Genomic DNA, 21758 nt, shown 5'->3' with positions numbered 1-21758 from the left:
CCCAGGGCGACCCGGCTTCGGCCTGGGCCATGGCGGACACCCGCTCGGCCAGGCGCGCGTGATGCTCGAAGAACCATTCGGCGCAGGCGCGTGACGGCTCTTCCAGTTTGTCCAGCGCAGTCCGCAGGTTCTTTTCGGCGCGGTCCAGCAGCGCGCGCACCTGTTCGGCGCGGGCCTCGGCGTCGGCCTCGCTGGCCGGGCGCGACTGGAAGCCGGCGTCATCGGTGGGCGCCGCCAGCACCGTGTGCATCTGGCCCAGGCGCTCGCCGATGGTTGCGGCCATCACCGCGTAGCCCTGCAGCGTTTCCTCGTACTCCTGGGGCGATGTCCCCACCAGCAGCGCGTTGGCCAGCGTGCGCTTCAGGAAGTCCAGCGTCCAGCTCCAGGCATCGCCTTCGTTGGGCACGTAGCCGTGCGCCACCGCCAGCGTATGCACGATCCCGTCGGCGTCCACGCGCTGCACTTCGCCCAGCAGCGGCGGAATGTTGCCGTAGCCCGCGCGGGTCAGGTAGCGCGTCATTTCCGATTCCGGAGACAGGCCCGGCTGCACGCTGCGGATGATCTTCAGGATGACTTGGTTGCCGACGATGACCGAGCTGTTGGACTGTTCGCCCGACAACCAATGCATGTCCACGTCGCCATCGAAGTCCATGTCTTTCAGGCCGGCCTCCGGCAGGAAGCGGATCACGCCAGGCTTGTCGCCCGGCTTGCCGCCGCTGCGTCCGTCCAGCTCCGCACCGGCCTGCATGGCCTTTAGCGTGCTGCGCACGAACCCCGGCTGCAGGAAGGCGTCGGCCAGCACGCCGACCTCGGCGCCGCGGCGCACGCGGGCAATCGCGTACTGGATGACGGCGGTTTCGTCCCAGACCAGCACGAAGGGCGCTTGCGCCCGGATGCCCTCGGCGCCGTCCTCGGGCTCGATCTCGGCCCAGTAGTATTCGCCGTCTGCCGACTCGAACGGCGTGGCATACGCCAGGCGCGCACGGGAGGGCGGTTCGGAACCGGGAAACCAACGCTGGCGCGCCAGATACTGCGGCAGGATTTCACGTTCCAGTGTGGCGCGCGATGCATCGGTCAGCGCCGCGCCGCCGCGCGTCTTGAGCACCAGCGTGATCAGTTCGGGCATCTGTTCGGGCGCCGTCGCGTGCCATCCGGGCGGCGCGGCGTCCTGGCTCAGATCCATCCAGTAAAAGCCGTAGGGCGGCAACGTCAGCAGGTAAGGCAGTTCACCGATGGCGGGGAAAGGCGTGCCGCCCAGCATCTCCACCGGCACCCGGCCATTGAACTCCTGCATGTGCAGCTCGACCGGCTGCGCCGCGTTCGACAGGTTGGCGACGCACAGGATCGTGGTGTCTTCCCATTGCCGCAGGTAGGCCAGGATCTTGCGGTTGCCGGCAAAGATGAAACGCAGCGTGCCGCGCCCGAAGGCGTGGCTTTGGCCGCGTTGCGCCAGCAGACGGCGCGTCCAGTTCAGCAGGGAATGCGGGTCGCGCTGCTGCGCTTCGACGTTGACGGCCTCGTACCCGTACAAGGGTCCCATCAGCACCGGCAGCGGCAGGCGCTCCGGGTCGGCGCGTGAGAATCCCCCGTTGCGGTCCGGCGACCATTGCATCGGCGTGCGTACGCCGTCGCGGTCGCCCAGATGCACGTTGTCGCCCATGCCCAGTTCGTCGCCGTAGTACAGCACCGGCGTGCCGGGCATCGACAGCAGCAGGCTGTTCATCAACTCGACGCGGCGGCGGTCACGCTCGAGCAGCGGCGCCAGGCGGCGGCGGATGCCCAGGTTGATGCGGGCGCGCGGCTCGGCGGCATAGACGTTCCACAGGTAATCGCGTTCGCGGCTGGTCACCATTTCCAGCGTCAACTCGTCGTGGTTGCGCAGGAAGATGGCCCATTGGCAAGTGGGCGGGATGTCGGGCGTCTGGCGGATGATGTCGGTGATCGGGAAGCGGTCTTCCTGCGCGATCGCCATGTACATTCGCGGCATCAGCGGAAAGTGGAAGGACATGTGGCATTCGTCGCCCGCGCCGAAATACTCCTGCGCGTCTTCGGGCCACTGGTTGGCTTCGGCCAGCAGCAGGCGGCCCGGATACTCGGCTTCGATCACCGCGCGGATCTGCTTGAGCACGTCATGCGTCTCGGGCAGGTTCTCGTTGTTGGTGCCTTCGCGCTCGACCAGGTAGGGCACCGCGTCCAGGCGCAAACCATCCACACCCATGTCCAGCCAATAGCGCATGACGGACAGCACTTCCTTGAGCACCTGCGGATTGTCGTAGTTCAGGTCGGGCTGATGCGAATAGAAGCGGTGCCAGAAATAGGCGTTGGCCACCGGGTCCCAGGTCCAGTTCGACTTTTCGGTATCGCAGAAGATGATGCGCGTGCCGGCGTAAGCCTTGTCGTTGTCGGACCACACATAGAAATTGCGCGCCGCCGAGCCGGGCTTGGCCGCGCGCGCCCGTTGAAACCACGGGTGCTGGTCTGACGTGTGGTTGACTACCAGCTCGGTGATGATGCGCAGGCCACGCGCGTGCGCGGCCCGGATCAGCTTGCGCACGTCGGCTATGGTGCCGTAGTCCGGGTGCACGCCGCGGTAGTCGGCGATGTCGTACCCGTCGTCGCGGCGCGGCGACGGGTAGAAGGGCAACAGCCAGATGGTGTTGACGCCCAGGCTGGCGATGTAATCCAGCTTGGAGATCAGGCCTGGCAGGTCGCCGACGCCGTCGCCGTTCGAGTCAAAAAAGGATTTGACGTGCAACTGGTAGATGACGGCGTCTTTGTACCAGAGGGGATCGTCCTGAATGGGTTGGGCTTTACTCATCATGGCGTTGGGCGCGGGCTTCATCCGTGCAGCGAAAGCCGCCACACGCGATAAGGTTGGTCGGGGGTCAGCGTCAGCGTGCGGTGCTTCTCGTGCCAGGTTTCGCGGGTTTCCGTCAGCAGGTCTTCGGCGGTCAACTGACCGGCGTCAGCCTCGCCGAACAGCCAGAACGGCGCCTCGACCCGCGTCTGCTGCGCCTGGAACGGATCCAGGCTGATGACGGCCAGCACCACGTTGCCGTGGCCCGGCGTGGACTTGTAGAACGCGAGCACGCGGTTGTTGGTGCTGGTCGTCAGCGTCAGGCCGCGATGCGTCTGCAACGCCGGATTGGCACGGCGGATCTGGTTCAGGCGTGTGATTTCCGCGCGGATGTTGCCCGGCGCGTGCCAGTCGCGTTGGCGCAGTTCGTATTTTTCGGAGTCCAGATACTCTTCCTTGCCGGGCAGCGCCGCGCCTTCGCAAAGCTCGAAGCCGCTATACACCCCCCACAAGCCCGACCCCAACGCGGCCAGCGCCGAGCGGATCAGAAAGCCCGGGCGGCCCGAGGTCTGCAGGAAGAACGGGTTGATGTCCGGCGTGTTCACAAAGAAGTGCGGCCGGAAGAAGTCCGCTGCGGGCGGTGACGAGATCTCCTGCAGGTAGGCCTCCAGTTCGGCCCGCTCGTTGCGCCACGTGAAGTAGGTGTACGACTGCGTGAAGCCGATCTTCGCCAGGCGGTACATCATCTTGGGTCGCGTGAAGGCCTCGGACAGAAAGATGACGTCGGGGTGCTTGGCATGGACCTCGCAGATCAGCCACTGCCAGAACGGCAGCGGCTTGGTGTGGGGATTGTCGACGCGGAAGATGCGAACGCCATGGTTCACCCAGAACAGCACCACGTCGCGCAGTGCGCGCCACAGACCCAGCTTGCGGCTGCGGCGGTTTTGCCCGCCGTAGAAAGACACGTTGACGATGTCCTCGTACTTCTTGGGCGGGTTCTCGGCATAGCGCAGTGATCCGTCGGGCCGCCACGAGAACCAGTCCGGATGCTGGGCCAGCCACGGGTGGTCCGGCGAGCACTGGATGGCAAAATCCAGCGCGATCTCCATGCCGTGCTGCGCGGCGGCGTCCACCAGATTCAGGAATTCCGTCAGCGTGCCCAGCGCGGGCTCGATCGCGTCGTGCCCGCCGCTCTGCGCGCCGATGGCGTAGGGGCTGCCCACGTCGCCGGGCTCGGCGCGCAGGCTGTTATTGCGCCCCTTGCGGTTGCGCTGGCCGATCGGATGGATGGGCGGCATGTACAGCACGTCGAAGCCCATTTCACGCACGTCGGGCAGCCGGGCGATCACATCGTCAAAGGTGCCGTGGCGCCCGGGTTCGGGGGCCTGCGAACGCGGAAACAGCTCATACCAGCTTGAATGGCACGCCTGGACACGGTCCACCCAGACCGGGTAGGCGATGGCGGTGACGGCTTCAAACGGATGGTCGTCCAGCTCTTGCATCGCCCGCGCCAGCGCGGGATCGAGCAGCACCGCGACCTGTTCCGGCGTCGGGGCAGCCGGGGTGGCCAGATCGGCGTCTGCGAAGGCGGCGAGCGCCTCGCGTACCGGGTCAGCTTCCGCGGACGAGCCGGCTTCGGCCCGCGTCAGGGCATCGCGCAAAAGCGCGAGTCCCTCGTGGACCTCCAGACTCAGGTCGCGGCCGGCCTGGTGCTTGACCTCGATGTCATGCGTAAACGTGTGCCACGCGTCAAACCAGGCGGCGACGACGAATTCATGCGCGCCGATGCGGCGGGGCCGGAAGGCGGCCTCCCAGCGGTCGTTCAGACCGCGCGTCATGGGCACGGTATGCCAGCGGGTCTCGTCCTTGGCGCGCCAGCGCACTTCGGCGGCCAATTGATCGTGGCCGTCCATGAAGATATCGGCCTGCACGACGATGCGCGCGTGCGGAATGGTCTTGACGGGATAGAGGCCGCCATCCACGGCCGGGCTGATGTTTTCCAATGCGACGCGCTGGCTGGCCAGATCGTCGGCGCGGGTGCGGTGATGGCGCACGGCGTCGCGTACGGGTTGCGTGGGCTGGAACATCAGCATTGCGCAATCGCCGCCAGCGAGATTGTTGGCCTGCGACTGCAGTCCCGTCGGTGGGGTAAACGGGACGAGGTCCGCCGGCGGCAGCATCGGCGCCAGCGCATCCCAGTCCATCGCGGCATCCTGCGTGGCCGAGGGGTTGATGGCGAGCGCCAGCATGGCGCCATCGCCCGCGTCGCGCAGCAGCGCGGTGCAACTGCCGTCGCGGCCGCCCAGCATGCACAGCGGTCCCTTCAGCCGCGGTCCGGCAAACCAGGCGTTTACCGTTTCGACGTCCGGCAGCCGGCGTTCGTCCTCGTCCGTCAGCATCAGGCCATCGCCGGTGACGGCCGCGCTCCAGATAGCGCGTCTGCCGTCCTCGGATCGCCGCAGCGCGCCGGACTGCGGCGGCGCCGCGATGACCTCGCCGATGGCCCGCAGCCGCGCGTCTTCTTCGGCCAGCCAGGAGGACTTGAAGTCCCACCACGGCAGTGACGAGAACGCCGCGTCGAATGCCGCATCGCGCAACGCCGCCAGGTCCGCGGGCGACAGACCGGGTGTCCACGCCAGCAGCCGCACGTCGGGATTCTGTGCGCGCAGCGCGCCGCCCAATTCACGCCAAGCCTCTGCCGGCAAGCGGTGGGGCGCCTGGAAAACCAGCCCCTTGACGCCGCTACGGGTCCATCCCAGCAGACGCTCCGTCCATGCGGTCAACAAACCGGGGGGCAGGGCGCCTTCGGGCAAATGCAGCACCCCGCGCTCCTCTTGCGTCAGCCGCGGATCGCGCGCGGGCTCTTCGTGCAGCGAGCGGTACCAGCCCGGCGCGGCGGTTGCCGCCACGGCATTGCGCGCGCTGCGGTCCAGAATCACATCCACGTACAGCGCCAACCCGTGCGCCGACAATTGCGCCGTGGCCTGCGTGTACCACTCGATGATCGGTGTTGGCTGATCATCCCGCATCGCCATGTCGGCGTCCTGCGCGGCCAGCGAGCCCGGCTGCGGCCCAGTCAACCAGGGGGCCGGCACCAGCACGGCGTTGAAGCCGCGCTGCGCGAGCCGTTTGCCCAGTGCCTGGATGGCCGCTTCGCCTTCCGGCAGGCCGTTGCGGGCGTGGTAAAGACGTATCGGGGCGCGGGACGGCGCGGGGACGGTGGGATGGGACACCGGTGTCGCTCCTTATATGGCGGCCGGCATGGCGCCACCTGTGCGCGGCTGGCGGCGGTTGACGGCGGAGACGCTGGCCGGCTGCAAGGCAGGGGCGGGCGCCGCATCGCGGTAGTTCGGCTCCACCAGCGACCGGTACAGGCTGGCGTACAGGCTGACGGCGGCGCGCCAGCCGAAGTCGGTGTTCATCGCGTTGCGCTGCATCAGCCGCCACAGAATGCCGTGGGCGCGCAGATCGATCGCGCGCTCGATGGCGGCGCTCATGGCCTGCGGCGTGTCGCCCTCGAAGAGCAGGCCGGTGGCCGATGACATGGCCGACAACGGCGCGCGCGGACCCGGGTCCTGGATGGTGTCGGCCATGCCGCCGACGCGCGATCCGATGGGCAGCGTGCCGTAGCGCATCGCGTATAGCGGCGTCAGGCCGAAAGGCTCGAAGCGGCTGGCGTGCAGCAGAATGTCGGATCCCGCGTGCAGGCGATGGGCGATGCCCTCGTCGTAGCCGATGTGCGTGCTGCAGCGCCCGGGGTAGCGGCGGGCGAGGTCTTGCAACGCTTCCTCAAGCCGGTGATCACCCTGGCCCAGGATTGCGATCTGAAGGTTAGGGTGGCGGTCCAGCGCCTCCGGCAGCGCGTGCACGGCGACGTCCGCCATTTTTTGTTCGGTCAGACGGTTGCCCATGCCCATCAGCGTCGCGCCCGGATCCGGGCGCAGGCCGAACTCGCGCTGCAGCGCGGCCTTGCAGTGGATCTTGTTGGTCAGGTCGCGGACGGAGTAGCGATGGCTGCGCAGGTACGGATCACGCGCAGGATTCCACAGCACGTCGTCGATGCCGTTCGGAATCGGCAACAGGTCGTCCGCGCGGCTGCGCAACAGCTCGTCCAGGCCGCAGCCGAACGCGGGCGTCATGATTTCGCGGGCGTACGTGTGGCTGACCGTCGTCACGCGGTCGGCGTAGCGGATGCCGGCCTTCAGGAAATTGAGCTGGCCCCAGGCCTGCGCGCCGTCATCGTTGCGGGCCCATTCCGGCACCCCGAATTCGTCCGCGTGGGCCATCGGGAACAAGCCCTGGAACGCGAGATTGTGAATGGTCATCACGCTCTTGACGTCCGGCAGGTCCGCGGCGCGCAGCAGCAGCGGCACCAGACCGGCGTGCCAATCGTGCGCGTGCACCAGTGTGGGGCACATGACGCCCGGCAGGCCGGCCGCCACGCGCACGGCAGCGTGCGCCAGCGCCGCATAGCGCAGTCCATTGTCCGGATGTTCCTTGCCGTGCTCGTCGGCATACAGGCCGCCGCGGTCATAGAGGGCATCGTTTTCCAGAATGAGGTAATCGATGCCGGACTGCGGGCACTTGCCTTCCAGCAGTGCGGCCGGGCCGCCAGGCAGGTCCTGCAGCGTGGCAACCTGGCGCACGCGGTTCAGCTTGGCTTTTACGCCCCGATACCCAGGCAACATCACGCTCAGGGGCATTCGCGCCTCGATCAACGCGCGCGCCATCCCCGTTATCGCATCCCCCAGGCCGCCTGTTTTGGCCAGAGGGAAAGCTTCTCCCGCCACGATCAGGATTCTCGTCTTTGCCATGCTTGCTCCAGTTGATAGGCCGGTCGAGACAGTTGCGACTCGATCGCGATTACGCCGAGGCCTCTCCTTACGCAAGCGCTGTGCCCAAACCGTGGGCCGCGAGAAAAATTGCGCAATGCAGCACAAATACCTGTCATCCAAATGATGGAAAGGCGGCGCGCGTAACGTCTATCACCGGACCGCTTTGTAATTTTTATCTGCGCACGACCCCCAAATTCCCGTCGGGGCCAGGAACGGCGGTTGCTGAACGCAGTCGCTTTCAACGACGACCGCCGGGAGAAACGTATGGAAACAGTGTCGGACTTCGTGTTGAAGCGGCTGTCGCAGTGGGGCGTGCGCAAGGTGTACGGTTACCCCGGCGATGGCATCAACGGGCTGATCGGCGCCTTCGGCCGCACCGAGGAGCCGCTGGAATTCATCCAAGCCCGTCACGAGGAAAGCGCGGCGTTCATGGCCTGCGCGCACGCAAAGTTCACCGGTCAGGTGGGCGTGTGCCTGGCCACGTCCGGTCCGGGCGCCATCCACCTGCTCAATGGTCTGTACGACGCCAAGCTGGATCACCAGCCGGTGGTCGCGCTGGTCGGACAGCAGGCGCGCAGCGCGCTAGGCGGCGATTACCAGCAGGAGGTCGACCTGATCAGCCTGTTCAAGGACGTGGCGCACGACTACGTGCAGATGGCGACGACGGCCGAACAGGCGCGTCATATGGTGGATCGCGCCATGCGCATCGCCCTGGAGCGCCGCAGCGTCACCTGCGTCATCTTTCCCAACGACGTCCAGGACCTGCCAGCCGTGCCGGTGCCGCCGCGCGAGCACGGCACGGTCCATACCGGCATTGGCGTCACGTCCCACGCCGCGGTCCCCGGCCCGGACGCGCTGCGCAACGCGGCCGACATCCTGAATCGCGGCGAGAAGGTGGCGATCCTGGTCGGCGCGGGCGCGCTGCAGGCGGGCGAGCAGGTCAGCCAGGTCGCGGAACGGCTGGGCGCGGGCGTGGCCAAGGCGCTGCTCGGCAAGGCGGTGCTGCCGGACAGCCTGCCTTACGTGACGGGCGCCATCGGCCTGCTGGGCACGCAGCCCAGCTGGGACATGATGAACGAGTGCGACACGCTATTGATGGTGGGCACGTCGTTTCCGTATGCGGAGTTCCTGCCCCAGGAAGGTCAGGCGCGCGCGGTGCAGATCGACCGCGACGGGCGCAAGCTCAGCCTGCGCTATCCCGTGGAAATCGGCCTCGTGGGTGACAGCCGGCTGACGCTGGAGGCATTGATTCCACTGCTGGAACCCAAGAAAGCGCGCCGCTGGCGTGACCGGATAGAAAAGCAGGTCGCGGCGTGGCGCGAGACGGTGCATGCCCGCGCGATGGTCGACGCCAAGCCGATCAATCCCCAGCGGCCGTTCCTGGAGCTGTCCAAGCGCCTGCCGCCGCAGACCATCCTGACGTGCGACTCGGGCTCGGCCGCCAACTGGTACGCCCGCAATATCGACATTCAGGCGGGCATGATGGGATCGGTGTCGGGCGGGCTGGCCACGATGGGTTGCGGCGTGCCATACGCCATCGCGGCAAAGGAGGCCTATCCCGACAGGCCGGTCATCGCGCTGGTGGGCGACGGCGCCATGCAGATGCTGGGCATCAACGAGCTCATCACCATTGCGCATCGCTGGAAGGACTGGGGCAACCCCACGCTGGTCGTCATGGTGCTGAATAACGGTGACCTGAACCTGGTGACGTGGGAGCAGCGGGTGATGGGTGGCGATCCGCGTTTTCCGGATTCGCAGTGGCTGCCCAAGTTTTCGTACGCGGAGTATGGCCGGATGCTGGGCCTGGAAGGCATCCGGGTCGACAGCCCCGACGACGTGGGCCCGGCGTGGGACCGCGCTCTGGCGGCAGGACGTCCGGTGGTGCTGGAGATGGTGACCGATCCCGAGATGCCGCCGTTGCCCCCGCACATTCCGGCCAAACAGATCGGCGCGTACTTCAAGGCGTTGCGCAAGGAAGATGCCGCGTCGGGCGGCGCCGCGCTTCGCGCCACGATCAAGCAGTGGTGGGCGGGCTGACACGCCGGCCCGACGATCTTTTCATTTCAGGAGGCACATCATGGCAAATACCGGAGGGACGAGTTCCCAACAGCCCGGGCAGGGCGGTCAGCAAACGCCCGACCATTCGCCCGCCGAACAACCCAAGCCGGATGTCCCGGAAACGGGCAAGGACGAGAAAGGCAACTGGCCTCCCGACAGCATTCCGAATCCCATGCCGGGTCTGGACCCGCAACAGACGCCGGGCATCGACCATCTGTGACGGTCCTGCAAGGCATGCGGCCTGCGGGCCGCGCTCCGCGTGCGCCGTGCCGCGGGGGGAGCGACCCGCAGTTTTTCAAGGAGAACTCATGAACAAGCGAGATAGGCTGCGCGATATGTTTCACTCGTCGGACACGTCTTCGCAAACGATGCGTGACCTGATTTCGGGCACCGAGGATCTGCTGCGCAGCACTGCCAGCTACAGCGGATCCGAGATCGAATCCGCGCGCGACAAGCTCAAGCAGCGGCTGGACGCCGCGCGCGATCAGGCGCGCGGCTGGGAACGCGCCGCGTGGTCCCGGGCGCGCGAGGTATCGCACGCGACGGACGACTACGTGCACGAAAACGCCTGGAAGAGCATCGCAGGCGCGGTGCTGCTGGGCGTGCTGGCCGGCATCTGCATGATGTCGGATCACGGCAAGCGCCGCTAGCGCCCGCCGGGTGTCACGCCACCGCCGGGGCCTGCTCTGCGCACCGCAGGGCCGGCCCCGGCATTTTTGTGGGGACGAATGTAAAAAATGCCGCGGCGCCAGCCGCCGGTCCCACGCAGGCACTAATCCGCAGCTTCGGCACACGGCTTGCTTGAGAGTGGTCCGCGTGGCGAGCCGTTCGCCACGCGGACCATTCATCGAAGGAGACTCACCATGAACCAACCATTGACAGGCGCCGGGCAGGCGCAAGGTGAAACCAAGATCGTGGGCGGCCCGAAGAGCGATCCAAGCGGTCCCGGGCCGGAAATCATGGCGGCCAGCACGCTGGAAGGCAATGACGTCTACAACCCCGCCGGCGAAACGCTGGGCAGCATCCAGGAAATCATGGTGGACGTGCCCCGCGGACGCATTGCGTATGCCGTGCTGTCGCGCGGCGGCATCCTTGGCATCGGCGACAAGCTGTACGCCATTCCGTGGAGCGCGCTGACGTTGGATACCGACCGCAAGTGCTTCGTGCTGAATGTGGACAAGGACGTGCTCAAGAACGCGGAAGGGTTCGACAAGGACAATTGGCCCAGCATGGCGGACGAGACCTGGGCACGCGGTATCCATCAGTACTACAACCAACCCCCGTACTGGTAGCCGGACAGCGAGGACGGAATGCTTCGCGAAGGCAGACTGGTCGCGGTTTCTTCCTGCTTCAACGACGCTGTTGTCGGTTGCGGGGGCCTGCTCGCGGCGCGTCCGGACAGCACCGTTCTGACGGTGTACTCCGGCTTGCCGTTAGTGACTGAAGCGGTCAGCGCGGCGGACCGCGGCCGCGGTGTCAAGGACGGCCGGGAGGCCGTTCTTGACCGCCGTGCCCGCAACGATCGCGCGTTGTCGCTGCTGGGCGTGCGGGGCGTGCAGATGGACTTGCTGCACGACGAGTATCTGGAAAGCGGCGAGGAGGGACGCCTGACGGGCGCGTTGGCCGCGGCAGTGTCCGCGCTGCGGCCACGAGTCGTCCTGATGCCGCTTGGACTTTGCAGTGCGGCTCACGTGCGCGTGTCCGAGGCTTGCCTGACCCTGCGCGCGCTGTTCCACCGCGTGGAGTGGGTGACCTACGAAGAGGTCGCGGAAGCCGAGCCGGGGGCCGTCCAGGAACGCCTATCCGATTTGCTCGGCCGGCGGATCCTGGCCTCGCCGCTGGATGTCGGGGCGGAGGTTGACGCCGACCGCGCGCGGCAGCGCGCATTGGCCGCACGCAGCAGCCTGGCGCTTGATCCGCTCGACGTGCAGCCTGACATGTCGCTGGTGGGCGCGTCGGCATCCCGACCCGAACGCTACTGGCGCCTGTCGTGGCGGCGTGAGAAGGTTTGAGGCGAAGGACGGATTGAGGCATCCTTGCGCCGCAAACCGTCTCATCCTTATCGAGCATTGATGAACGATTGCGCATCCCGGACGATGGTCAGGTTGCGCCGGCCGCCGCGCCTCGCTATGGTGCAAGGCATGCGCGGCTTTCGCGCCGACGTCCCCTACAACTTCGGAAACCATAATGAGTTCGAACGCCGCCAACGCGCGAGGCCGGTCACGCTGGGGTACAGCCCTGGCGATTTTGCTGTTGATTGGTGCGGTGGTCGCGGTACTGGCGCTCGCCGCCACCCGCGTGGTCGAGCAGCGCATCGCCAGCATTCTGGGGCCGCGCAGCCAGGTCGGCGACGTGCAGGTCGGCCTGCGTCAGGTGGTGCTGACCGACGTCGCCGTGCCGGGCGCGTCCGGGCAGCCCGGCGCGCGTGCCCGGCGCGTGGAACTTGAACCGGAATGGACCGCGTTCCTGCGCCGCGAGGCCGTGTTCAAACGGATCATCGTCGAAGGTTTCGACTTTGCCGTGGTGCGCAGCCCCGACGGCGACATGCAGATTTCCCCCGCGCTGCAGGCGGCGCTGCGCGCCGGCGACGGCGATGGCAAGACGCGGCGCAACGGTCCCATCCGCGTGGCCGAGCTCATTATGCGCGATGGCCGCCTGGATTATCTTGACGGGGCGGTGTCCAAACCGCCGCATCGCATCCCATTCAAGGACGTGCAGGCCCACCTGCAGCCCGTCGTGATTCCTGGCGACGGCACCGCCAGCGACCTGGAGTTCACCGGCAAGGTCGAAGACAACCGCAACGGCGAGGCCACCGTGCGGGCGAAGGGCAAGCTGGTGGTGGGCGGTGCGGACGCCGACATCACGGTGGCAGTGCGCAACATGGATATCCGCCATGCGGCGCCCTATCTGGCCGATAACGGCGCCGGCTCGCTGTCCGGCGGCTCCATGGACCTGGACATGAAGACGGCCATCGCACGCCGCGAACTCAAGGCGTCCGGCACCGTGGCGTTGCACAACCTGAAGTTCAGCGGCGACGGCAGCCTGTTTTCATTGCCGCGCAAGGCGGTGCTGGCGGCGATGAAGGACAAGAGCGGAGTCATCCGGTTTGAATTCGCACTGGCCGGCAGCCTCGACAACCCGAAGTTCTCGGTCACGCGCGGCTTTTCCGCGCAGGTGGCGCGCGGGTTCGGGCACGCCATCGGGGTGGGGGCAGAAGGCGCGGCGGAAGGCGTGGCGGGCGCCGTCAAGGAACTGGGCGACGCGCTATCGGACATGCTGAGCCCGAAGCCCTGATCTGCCGCCGCCCGGCTTGCCGGCGCTGCCGGCCCCCGGCTACGGCACAGGCCGCGCCCGGCCGACCCGCGCGCCCATCACCATCTCCGTCACCCAGTTCACCAGGATCGATGTGTAGGCCCGCTGCGAGGCCTTGTCGGTCAGCGCATGGTCCGCGCCGTCCAGGATGCGGTGCGTCAGCGAATGCGACCGGCGAAACGCCGACCGGTAATTCATGATCGTGGAGTGCGGGATATAGACATCGTGCTCGGCCTCCACGATCAGCACATCGCCGGTGAAGTTGGCGCAACACGACAGCGCGCGGTTGCTTTCGGGTTCGATGTGGGAATTGCGGTAGGCGCGCAGGGTCTCGCGGTTGAGCTGGTTCTTGGGCAGCATCCATTCGTCGTCGCGGTATAGCGCGGGCACGTGCAGGCCCAGCCAGCGCACGCGGCGCAGCCCGGTCAGGATGGCGGCCAGGTAGCCGCCGTAGCTGCTGCCCACCACGGCCACCGAGCCGCTGTCCAGCGACGGATGCGCTGCCAGCCGGTCGTAGGCGGCCATCACGTCGCGCAGGTTGTCGTCGCGCGAGACCTGCATCTGCTGTGCCTGCGTGGCGGCATGGCCGCGCAGGTCGAACGTGAGGCAGACGCAGCCCAACGCGGCGATGCCCTTGGCGCGGGCCAGGTCGAATTTCTGGTCGCCGCCCCAGCCGTGAATGAACAGCACGCCCGGCACCTTGCTTTCGGGCGTGAGAAAGGTGCCGGCCAACCGCTGGTCCGCCACCTCGATGTCGATTGGGTCGCTAAAGGCGGCCATTGTCGTCCTCCAGGATGCCCCCCGATTTGGTGATCATACCGACGGCCGAATCTTCGCCGCGATACACGTATTGCTCCGATGTGGGCGCCGGTTCGTCCGCGCCATACCGTTCGCGTGTAAAGGCTGACACCGTCTTGAGCGACGGGGACAGCATGAACGCCTGCAATGCGGAAAGCTCCGCGATGCTGGCGCCGCCGGCTCGCCACGATTGCTCCAGCACCCCCGCGCGGGGCTCGCCGCGGGCATTCTGGCCGATCGCCACGTCGTAGTTGCGGCGCGACGCGAAAAAATCGGGATACGCGGTGGACACTGCCGTGTCGTAACGGCAGCTCAGGTCCACTGCCTGCCGTTCCTCGTCAGACAGGTTCAACGCCCGCAGTTCGTCGAACCCGCCGCGCGCGAATGTCAGCGCCGAGCCGCCGTACACCGGCTCGCCGTTGTTGTCCCGGGTGAGGCTTTGCGTGCCCACGTACGACGCTTCCAGCTTGCCCACGCGGATCCAGCCCACACTGTAGGTCGCGATCTGCGCCAGGTCTTCTTCCAGCACCAGCCCCAGCCGGCGCATGGTGGCGGCGTCCTGGCCATTCAGCGCGGCGCGCAGCTCCTGCGCATTGCGCACGACGACCTGGCCGCGCCCGGCGTTTGCGTCGGCCGGCTTGAGCCGCAGCGCGCCCGCCTGTAGCAGACGTTCGCCCGCGCGGTGCGCATCGTCCAGCGTGAACGCGGTGTACCCGCGCAACACGACCTCATCCAGCTCGCCGGCCAGCGGGCGCACCCAGCCCTGCGGCGATTTCGCCTGCGCGTCGACGACGCCGTGGGTGATGGATTTGGTCGCCACGAAGGCGTGCGGCGTCACCCCGCCAAACAAGTCGGCCGCGCGCGTGATGCCCAGTTTGCTTGCGCGGGCCAGGCTGGTGATGCTGCGGTCGGGCACGTAGTAGGGCGGCGGCTCGCCGCGATTGCGGGTCGGCCGGAAGTCCGGCACGAAGCGCCGGCCCAGCAATGCCGCGATCCGCAAGGCCAGCGCCTCCTGCGACGCAATTTCATGTTCGGACGCGCCGGTTCGCCGGGGGTAGGCGGCGACGGTGCCTGCTGAGTCGGGTTGGGGTCGATTCATGGCGGGCCTCATGGCAGATGGCGAGCCTGGCCGGGGGGAGCAGCTTCTCCCTTGCGTTTACGCATGCCCAGCTTCAGCTCGATCAGGGGATAGGCCACCAGCGCCAGGCACAACGGCGCCAGCGCATACACCGCGCGGTACGCCAGCGCCGCGCCGAGCACTTCGGTGGGCGGAATCTGGGATCCCAGCGCGGCCACGAAGATGGCCTCGGTGGTGCCCAGGCCGCCGGGCACGCGGGTGATGACTGACGCAAAGCTTGTGCACAACAGGATGCCAAGCACCGCGGGATAGCTCGCCTTGCCCTGCAGCAGCACAAAGCAGATGGCGCCCATCAGGGACCAGGACAGCGCGGCCACGGCGCATTGCGCCACCGCCATGCGGGCGCGCGGCAATGTGATGTGGTGGCCCATCCAGGTGACGCTGCGGCGCTTCGCCCGCGCACATGTCACCACGTAGGCAATGCCCAGCGCCAGCAGCGCCAGGCCCAGCAGACGCAACATCCCGGAGCCGATTTCCCAGCCCGCCGGCACCGGCACCACGCCCAAGGCGAACACGATGCCGGCCAGCCACGCATAGCCGATCCAGTTCGATGCCGCCGCGAACAGGGCGACGCGGGTCGCCACCGACTTGCGGCAACCCAGCCGGGTGTACAGGCGCAGACGGGCGCCCAGGCCGCCCACCAGCACGCCCAGGTTCAGGTTCAGCGCGTAGCTCAACATGGCCACGCCCAGCGCTTTCGGCGCGGGCAAGTGATGGCGCGTGTACTTTTTGCCGAGCAGGTCCAGGCTGCCATAGGCAAGGTAACCCGCCACCACCAGGCCGGCCGCAATGGCAATGGTCTGGCCGGGAATCTTGCGCATCGCCACCCACACCTGCGGCCAGTCCACGGATCGCCCGAAGTAATAAAGCAGGCCGGCCACCACGATCAGGACCAGCACGGGCAGGATGCGCTTGATCCGCGGCCAGCGGCGCCGCAGGGCCCGCATGGGCGACGAGTGCAGGATCTTCATGCCGTCTCCCTGCCGGTGTCCGCCGTCACGGACTGCAGGCGCGGCTTGTGCGCCGGGAGGCTGCCGGCCCATGCAGGAAAGCGCCGCAAAAAGTGGAACACCACCACGCCCAGCCACAGGCGGCGCAACCTGCGCCGCGAATTCTTGGGCATTTCGACGGGGCGGCAGTCCTCTGCAATCAGCCGGTCCAGGCTCTTGCGCAGGGCCGCATTAAGCGACGCGTCGCGCACCACGACGTTGGCTTCCAGATTGAGCGCAAGACTCAGGGGATCCAGATTGCTGGAGCCGATCGTCGACCAGTCCTCGTCCACGCACGCCACCTTGCCGTGCAGCGGCTGCTTGCAGTACTCGTGGATCTCCACGCCGTTGTCCATCAGGTAGTCATAGAGCATCGAGGCGGCCAGCCGGGCGACCAGCACATCGGGTTCGCCCTGCAGCAGCAGGCGCACGCGCACCCCGCGGCGGGCGGCCTTCACCAGATCCCGCAACAGGTGGTAGCCGGGAAAGAAATACGCATTGGCAATCAGCACGTCCGAGCGTGCCGAGCGCACGCCCGCGCGGTAGTAGCGTTCGATGTCGCTGCGATGGCTGACGTTGTCTCGCACCACGAGCCGGCCGCCGCCGTCGCCGGCGGGCAGGGGATCCATGCGCGCGGGACGGCGCCGCAGCACTCGCTTGCCCTTGCCGAGCGCCGCGCGCGCGTAGTCAGCAATGTCGGCCGCCAGCGGGCCTTCCACCAGAACGGCGTAGTCCTGTTTCGCTTCCGGTCCGTAATCGGGCAGGTGGTCCGCGGAAAAGTTGATGCCGCCGATGAAGGAGCGTTGGCGGTCGACGGCCACGATCTTGCGGTGCATGCGCCGGAACACGTTCGTGCGCACGCCCAGAAAGCGCGGGCGCGGATCGAAGACGTGAAAGCGCACGCCGGCCTCGGTCATCGCGCCAATGAAGGCATCGCTGAGCTCGTCGGAACCGTAGCCATCGACCAGCAGGTCAACGCTGACGCCCCGGCGCGCCGCGCGGATGAGAGCCTGCTGAATCTCTTGGCCGACGACGTCGTCGAACAGGATGAAGGTTTCGACCAGCACTTCGCTGGCCGCCCCGTCGATGGCCTCGACGACTGCGGGAAAGTACTCCGTGCCGTTTTCCAGCAGGGTGTATCGGTTGTTTTCGCGCCAGCCCAGGTTCATAGCGCAATCTCCGCGCAAATTGGCACATGATCGGAAAGGCGTGACCACACGCGCGACGCCAGCGGCACCGGCTGCCAGTCACGCACGCTGCGCACATAGATGCGGTCCAGCCGCAGCAGCGGCCAGCGCGCCGGAAACGTCCGCGCGGGCCGGCCAAGTCGAGAGGTGAAGACCTCCGAGGTCCCGCACTCGCGCATCAGGGCATCAGCGCGCAGCCGCCAATCGTTGAAGTCGCCGGCGATCAGCAGCGGGTCGTCGGCCGGCACGTCGTGCGACACCAGCTTGCACAGGCGGCGCAGTTGCTCGCCGCGATGGCGCTCGAGCAGGCCCAGATGCACGCATATCGCATGCACGGGTGAGGCTAGGGCAGGGGGCCGCAGCACGCAGTGCAGCAGCCCGCGCCCCTCGTGGCCGTCCACACTCACGTCGTGGTTGCGGTGACTCTCGATCGGATAGCGCGACAGGATGGCATTGCCATGGTGACCTTCGGGATAGACGGCGTTCTGGCCGTACGCAAAGTCCGTCCACAGCGTGTCGGCCAGGAACTCGTACTGCGACTGCGCGGGCCATGACTCGTGGCGGCCGGCATGCGTCTGATGTTCGCCCAGGACCTCCTGAAGGAACACCACGTCCGGCTTGGCGGTGCGCAGCGCCTCCCGCAGGTCGTGCAGCATGAAGCGGCGGTTGAAACTGGTAAAGCCCTTGTGGGTATTGACCGTCAGCACCGTCAGCGTCGTGGTGTCGAGGGAATGCGAAGCGGGCATGAAAACTCCGGCAAATGCGATCTGGCGGAGGGAGCAAGCGGCGTGCCTGGAGCGTAACGAAACGTATAAGGACACGACTTGTTTTGATAGCGGCGGCGCGCGCAGACGCATGAGCAAATGAGGAATCAGCATTTCTCAAGCCCATCGGCGCGGCCCTACTATCCGCAGCTTCCATCCGGGCGGAACGCGAGCCCGGCTTGCGCATCACCCGTCGCGCGTTTCTGACGATAACGATCATGACCGAACTGCTTCGCATCGAAAACCTTACCGTCGACCTGCCGCCCGGCGCCGACCGGCCGCATGCGCTCAAGGGCCTGACGCTGGCGGTCAACCCGGGCGAGATCGTCTGCGTCGTGGGGGAAAGCGGCTCGGGCAAATCGCTGACGGCCGGCACCATTCTCGGCCTGCTGCCGCAAGGCGTGCAGGCCAGTGCCGGCCGCGTGCTCTGGGAAGGGCAGGATTTGTTGAAGCTTGCGCCCGATGCGCTGCGCCGGCTGCGCGGCCAGCGCATCGGCATGATCTTCCAGGAACCGATGACCGCGCTCAATCCGCTGCGCACTATCGGCGACCAGATCGCCGAGGTGTTTCGCACGCACACGCGGCTGTCGCGCGCCGTGATCCGTCAGCGCACGCTGGACTTGCTGGAATCCGTCCGGCTGCCCGACCCCGTGCACGCGCTGGGCGCCTATCCGCACGAGCTGTCGGGCGGACAGCGGCAGCGCGCGATGATCGCCATGGCGCTGGCGCTGGAACCGGCGCTGCTGATTGCCGACGAACCGACGACCGCGTTGGACGTCACCACGCAGGCGCAGATCCTGCATCTGATCCATGACCTGCAGCGCCGCAAGGGTACGGCGGTCCTTTTCATTACGCACGATTTTGGGGTGGTGGCCGAGATTGCCGACCGCGTCGCTGTCATGCAGCGCGGCGAACTGGTGGAAAGCGGCACGGCCAACCAGGTGCTGGAACACCCGCGCCATCCGTACACCCGCGCACTCATCGCCGCGGTGCCGCCGCTGGCGCCCGCACCGGCCCGCGTCGACCTTGACGGGAACGCGCCTGCGATCCTGACCACGCACGGGTTGTCCAAGACCTACCGCAAGCGCGGCTGGTTCGGCCGGCCCGGCCGTGTGACGCACGCGGTGGACGACGTGACGCTGACGCTGCGGCGCGGCGGCACGCTGGGCATCGTGGGTGAAAGCGGGTCGGGCAAGTCCACGCTGGCGCGCACGCTACTGGGATTGCTGCCGCCCGACGGCGGCGACATTACGCTGGCCGGCGACCCGCTCTCGTTCAAGGGCGCGCGCGCCCGCCGCGCCCATGCGCAGCGCGTGCAGATGGTGTTCCAGGATCCGTACGGATCGCTGAACCCGCGCCAGCGCGTCGGCGAGATCGTGGCGCAGGGCCCCATCGTGCATGGCACACCGCGCCGCGAGGCGCTGGCCCGCGCGCAGGAACTCTTTGAACTGGTGGGCCTGTCGCCTGACGCCGTGCGGCGCTTTCCGCACGAGTTTTCGGGAGGCCAGCGCCAGCGCGTCGGCCTGGCGCGCGCGCTGGCGATGCGGCCGCAAGTGCTGATCGCCGATGAACCGGTGTCGGCATTGGACGTATCCGTGCAGGCGCAGGTGCTGGCGCTGCTGGCCCGGCTGCGCGAACAACTGGGCCTGTCCATCGTCTTCATCACGCACGACCTGCGCGTGGCCGCACAGGTCTGCGACCACATCGCAGTCATGAAGTCGGGCCGGGTCGTGGAAGAGGGCGTGTGCGCCGACGTGTTCAGCAATCCCTCCCACCCCTACACGCAGGCGCTGCTGGCGGCCGTGCCGGGCCGCCGTTGGGATCCGGGAGCGGTCGTCACGCGGCTCGCCGCCTGAACCTGGCCTTCGCCGAATCCTGGGCCAGATGACAGGCGCGGCGCGGGTCAGTGTCCCGCGGATGCGCCCGGCTGCGCGTAGCGGCCGACCAGCGTCGCACTGGCCTCGTTCAGCCCCACGACGTCGACCTGACGGCCGGCCCGGCGCAGCTTGAGCGTCACCTTGTCCAGTTCACCCACGGCCGAGATGTCCCAGAAATGCGCGGCCGACAGGTCGATCACCACGCGGTCAACGTCCTCATGGAAGTCGATCGCCGCAGAGAACCGCGACGCCGAGGCGAAGAAGATCTGGCCGGCATAGCGGTAGGTGCGCGTGCGGCCGTCCTCGGACAGCGACGCGTCCACGTCGAGCAGCCCCTTCACCTTGCCGGCAAAGAACAGGCCGCTCAGCACCACGCCCACCAGCACGCCTCGCGCCAGATCATGCGTCCAGACCACCACGGCCACGGTGGCCAGCATCACTACCGACGACTGCCACGGATGCGAGCCCAGGTTGCGCAGCGAGCGCCAGTTGAAGGTGCCGATGGACACCATGATCATCACGGCCACCAGCGCCGGCATCGGTATCTGCGCCACCAGCGGGCCCAGCGCCACGATCAGGAACAGCAGGAAAACGCCCGCCACGCAGGTCGACAGCCGCGTGCGGCCGCCGGCGCGCACGTTGATGACCGATTGACCGATCATGGCGCAGCCGCCCATGCCACCCAGAAAGCCGGTGACGAGGTTGGCGATGCCCTGGCCCTTGCATTCGCGCCGCTTGTCGCTGGGCGTGTCGGTCATGTCGTCCACGATCTGCGCTGTCATCATCGATTCCAGCAAACCCACCGCGGCCATCGTCAGCGAGTACGGCAGGATGATGCGCAGCGTCTCCAGCGTGAAGGGCACGTCGGGAATCGCGAATGACGGCAGGGTCGACGGCAGCGTGCCCATGTCGCCCACGGTGTTGACGTCCAGGCCGGCAAAGATGGAGACGGCCGTCATCACGATGATGGCGATCAGCGGCGACGGCACGGCGGTGGTCAGGCGCGGCAGCAGGTAGATGACGGCCAGCGCGGCGGCCACCATGGCATAGGTCACCCACGTGACGCCGATCAGCTGCGGCAACTGCGCCATGAAGATCAGGATGGCGAGTGCGTTGACGAAGCCAGTCACGACCGACCGGGACACGTATTGCATCAGGAGGTCCAGCCGCAAAAAGCCGGCTGCGATCTGCACGACCCCCATCAGCACCGTCGCGGCAAACAGGTAGCCGACGCCGTGATCGCGCACCAGCGGCGCAACCAGCACCGCGACGGCGGCCGTGGCGGCCGAGATCATGCCGGGCCGCCCGCCCATGAACGCAATGATGAACGCGATGGAAAACGAGGCGTACAGGCCGACGCTGGGATCGACACCGGCGATGATGGAAAAACCGATGGCTTCGGGGATCAGGGCAAGGGCGACGAGCACGCCCGAGAGAATGTCCGCGCGCGGATTGGCCATCCAGTCGCGACGAAGCTTGGAAAGAACTGACATTGATTGGCTAAGCTGAATTGAACAAGCGCCAGGCGTGGGTCGCATTGCCGGTGTGCGCGGCAGCCGAGTGCGGCAACCGACTGAGGCAACCGAATGCGGCAAATAAGGGCGAGCGCCCGTGGTGCTTGAGAGTTGTCCGAGGGATAGGCGCCCGGCCGAGCCACCCGGCAAGCCGGGTCCATCTGGGATCGCGACAGCGTCGCGGCCGCGCACCCATTGCGGGTGCGGCGGACGCGATTGTACACCTTTGGGACGTTACGCCGTCATGACGCCAGCGACATTAACGCGGCGCGGGCGCAGGCCCGGCGTAGTACGCCGCCAGCGCCTGGATCTCGGCATCGGTCAGGCGTTGCGAAAACGCCCGCATCACGCCCACGTCGTCGTTCTGGCGCGAGCCATTGCGAAACGCGTTCATCTGGTCGGTGAAATACTCGCGCGATTGACCGGCCAGCCGCGGCAGCAGCGGCCCTTCGCCCATGCCGCGCAGTCCATGGCAGTTGGCGCAGGCGG

General features: G+C 67.3%; 17 protein-coding genes and 1 other annotated feature. Of the genes, 7 read left to right on the top strand and 10 right to left on the bottom strand.

What is annotated here, in order from left to right; all coding sequences use genetic code 11:
- The 3 genes from treS to glgA all read right to left on the bottom strand — a co-directional run.
- On the bottom strand, positions 1–2842 hold a 2842-nt coding region (gene treS, locus B3446_RS04735; RefSeq protein WP_414632400.1), incomplete at its 3' end, for a maltose alpha-D-glucosyltransferase.
- On the bottom strand, positions 2839–6030 hold the full coding sequence (locus B3446_RS04730; protein WP_291378043.1) for an alpha-1,4-glucan--maltose-1-phosphate maltosyltransferase: 3192 nt from the start codon (positions 6028–6030) through the stop codon (positions 2839–2841). The genes treS and B3446_RS04730, both read right to left, overlap by 4 nt.
- 12 nt (positions 6031–6042) lie before the next feature.
- On the bottom strand, positions 6043–7611 hold the full coding sequence (gene glgA, locus B3446_RS04725) for a glycogen synthase GlgA (RefSeq protein ID WP_291378041.1): 1569 nt from the start codon (positions 7609–7611) through the stop codon (positions 6043–6045).
- 285 nt (positions 7612–7896) lie between these two features.
- Between glgA and B3446_RS04720 the strand changes: the two genes are divergently transcribed.
- The 6 genes from B3446_RS04720 to B3446_RS04695 all read left to right on the top strand — a co-directional run bounded on the left by B3446_RS04720 (position 7897) and on the right by B3446_RS04695 (position 12984).
- Positions 7897–9669 carry a thiamine pyrophosphate-requiring protein gene (locus tag B3446_RS04720; protein ID WP_291378040.1) on the top strand — a complete coding sequence of 591 codons (1773 nt, stop codon included), beginning with the start codon at positions 7897–7899 and terminating at the stop codon, positions 9667–9669.
- A 40-nt stretch (positions 9670–9709) separates the two neighbouring features.
- The gene (locus B3446_RS04715) at positions 9710–9910 is read left to right on the top strand and encodes a hypothetical protein (protein ID WP_175121576.1); all 201 of its coding nucleotides are present in this window, start codon (positions 9710–9712) and stop codon (positions 9908–9910) included.
- Between the two features lie 88 nt (positions 9911–9998).
- Positions 9999–10340: a DUF883 family protein gene (locus tag B3446_RS04710; RefSeq protein WP_175121575.1), complete on the top strand. Its 342-nt coding sequence runs from the start codon at positions 9999–10001 to the stop codon at positions 10338–10340.
- A 213-nt stretch (positions 10341–10553) separates the two neighbouring features.
- Positions 10554–10982, top strand: a complete 429-nt coding sequence (locus tag B3446_RS04705; protein WP_191577117.1) for a PRC-barrel domain-containing protein — start codon at positions 10554–10556, stop codon at positions 10980–10982.
- Positions 10983–11000: 18 nt separating this feature from the next.
- Positions 11001–11702, top strand: coding sequence for a PIG-L family deacetylase (locus tag B3446_RS04700; protein WP_291378034.1), 702 nt, complete (start codon positions 11001–11003; stop codon positions 11700–11702).
- A 175-nt stretch (positions 11703–11877) separates the two neighbouring features.
- The gene (locus B3446_RS04695) at positions 11878–12984 is read left to right on the top strand and encodes a DUF748 domain-containing protein (protein ID WP_291378032.1); all 1107 of its coding nucleotides are present in this window, start codon (positions 11878–11880) and stop codon (positions 12982–12984) included.
- Between the two features lie 39 nt (positions 12985–13023).
- On the opposite strand, the gene B3446_RS04690 is transcribed toward B3446_RS04695, so the two are convergent.
- The 5 genes from B3446_RS04690 to B3446_RS04670 are packed head-to-tail and all read right to left on the bottom strand — an operon-like array spanning position 13024 to position 17860.
- Positions 13024–13782, bottom strand: coding sequence for an alpha/beta hydrolase family protein (locus B3446_RS04690; RefSeq protein WP_191577120.1), 759 nt, complete (start codon positions 13780–13782; stop codon positions 13024–13026).
- On the bottom strand, positions 13769–14899 hold the full coding sequence (locus B3446_RS04685; RefSeq protein ID WP_191577121.1) for a DUF3182 family protein: 1131 nt from the start codon (positions 14897–14899) through the stop codon (positions 13769–13771). Before B3446_RS04685 ends, B3446_RS04690 begins: the two co-directional genes overlap by 14 nt.
- A gap of 8 nt (positions 14900–14907) precedes the next feature.
- Positions 14908–15909, bottom strand: coding sequence for a lysylphosphatidylglycerol synthase domain-containing protein (locus tag B3446_RS04680; RefSeq protein WP_175136527.1), 1002 nt, complete (start codon positions 15907–15909; stop codon positions 14908–14910).
- Entirely contained in the window at positions 15906–17096 is a 1191-nt protein-coding gene (gene clsB / locus B3446_RS04675) for a cardiolipin synthase ClsB (RefSeq protein WP_291378029.1), read from the bottom strand. Before clsB ends, B3446_RS04680 begins: the two co-directional genes overlap by 4 nt.
- A complete protein-coding gene (locus B3446_RS04670) occupies positions 17093–17860 on the bottom strand; it encodes an endonuclease/exonuclease/phosphatase family protein (protein WP_191577123.1) in 768 nt (255 codons plus the stop codon). Before B3446_RS04670 ends, clsB begins: the two co-directional genes overlap by 4 nt.
- Positions 17861–18096: 236 nt before the next feature.
- On the opposite strand from B3446_RS04670, the gene B3446_RS04665 reads away from it, so the two are divergent.
- On the top strand, positions 18097–19734 hold the full coding sequence (locus B3446_RS04665; RefSeq protein ID WP_291378026.1) for an ABC transporter ATP-binding protein: 1638 nt from the start codon (positions 18097–18099) through the stop codon (positions 19732–19734).
- 47 nt (positions 19735–19781) lie between these two features.
- On the opposite strand, the gene B3446_RS04660 is transcribed toward B3446_RS04665, so the two are convergent.
- Positions 19782–21248, bottom strand: coding sequence for a SulP family inorganic anion transporter (locus tag B3446_RS04660; protein ID WP_291378024.1), 1467 nt, complete (start codon positions 21246–21248; stop codon positions 19782–19784).
- A gap of 130 nt (positions 21249–21378) precedes the next feature.
- Positions 21379–21431: a sequence feature (sul1 is cis-regulatory element that is thought to sense ions involved in sulfur or methionine metabolism; They are found in Alphaproteobacteria), on the bottom strand.
- Positions 21432–21528: 97 nt separating this feature from the next.
- A partial coding sequence (locus B3446_RS04655; RefSeq protein WP_291378022.1) for a c-type cytochrome occupies positions 21529–21758 on the bottom strand: 230 nt, incomplete at its 5' end.

This window comes from Achromobacter sp. UBA5777 (genome assembly GCF_002418565.1).
In the GTDB taxonomy this organism is placed as follows: domain Bacteria; phylum Pseudomonadota; class Gammaproteobacteria; order Burkholderiales; family Burkholderiaceae_B; genus Achromobacter; species Achromobacter animicus.
Note: the sequence above shows the minus strand (reverse complement) of the source record. Positions and strands in the feature narration are given on the sequence as shown.

What these genes read in the sequence shown, in the direction of transcription:
- glgA (WP_291378041.1), bottom strand. Translation starts at nt 7,611, where the DNA reads ATGGCAAAGACGAGAATCCTGATCGTGGCGGGAGAAGCTTTCCCTCTG.
- B3446_RS04720 (WP_291378040.1), top strand. Translation starts at nt 7,897, where the DNA reads ATGGAAACAGTGTCGGACTTCGTGTTGAAGCGGCTGTCGCAGTGGGGC.
- B3446_RS04715 (WP_175121576.1), top strand. Translation starts at nt 9,710, where the DNA reads ATGGCAAATACCGGAGGGACGAGTTCCCAACAGCCCGGGCAGGGCGGT.
- B3446_RS04710 (WP_175121575.1), top strand. Translation starts at nt 9,999, where the DNA reads ATGAACAAGCGAGATAGGCTGCGCGATATGTTTCACTCGTCGGACACG.
- B3446_RS04705 (WP_191577117.1), top strand. Translation starts at nt 10,554, where the DNA reads ATGAACCAACCATTGACAGGCGCCGGGCAGGCGCAAGGTGAAACCAAG.
- B3446_RS04700 (WP_291378034.1), top strand. Translation starts at nt 11,001, where the DNA reads ATGCTTCGCGAAGGCAGACTGGTCGCGGTTTCTTCCTGCTTCAACGAC.
- B3446_RS04695 (WP_291378032.1), top strand. Translation starts at nt 11,878, where the DNA reads ATGAGTTCGAACGCCGCCAACGCGCGAGGCCGGTCACGCTGGGGTACA.
- B3446_RS04690 (WP_191577120.1), bottom strand. Translation starts at nt 13,782, where the DNA reads ATGGCCGCCTTTAGCGACCCAATCGACATCGAGGTGGCGGACCAGCGG.
- B3446_RS04685 (WP_191577121.1), bottom strand. Translation starts at nt 14,899, where the DNA reads ATGAATCGACCCCAACCCGACTCAGCAGGCACCGTCGCCGCCTACCCC.
- B3446_RS04680 (WP_175136527.1), bottom strand. Translation starts at nt 15,909, where the DNA reads ATGAAGATCCTGCACTCGTCGCCCATGCGGGCCCTGCGGCGCCGCTGG.
- clsB (WP_291378029.1), bottom strand. Translation starts at nt 17,096, where the DNA reads ATGAACCTGGGCTGGCGCGAAAACAACCGATACACCCTGCTGGAAAAC.
- B3446_RS04670 (WP_191577123.1), bottom strand. Translation starts at nt 17,860, where the DNA reads ATGCCCGCTTCGCATTCCCTCGACACCACGACGCTGACGGTGCTGACG.
- B3446_RS04665 (WP_291378026.1), top strand. Translation starts at nt 18,097, where the DNA reads ATGACCGAACTGCTTCGCATCGAAAACCTTACCGTCGACCTGCCGCCC.
- B3446_RS04660 (WP_291378024.1), bottom strand. Translation starts at nt 21,248, where the DNA reads ATGTCAGTTCTTTCCAAGCTTCGTCGCGACTGGATGGCCAATCCGCGC.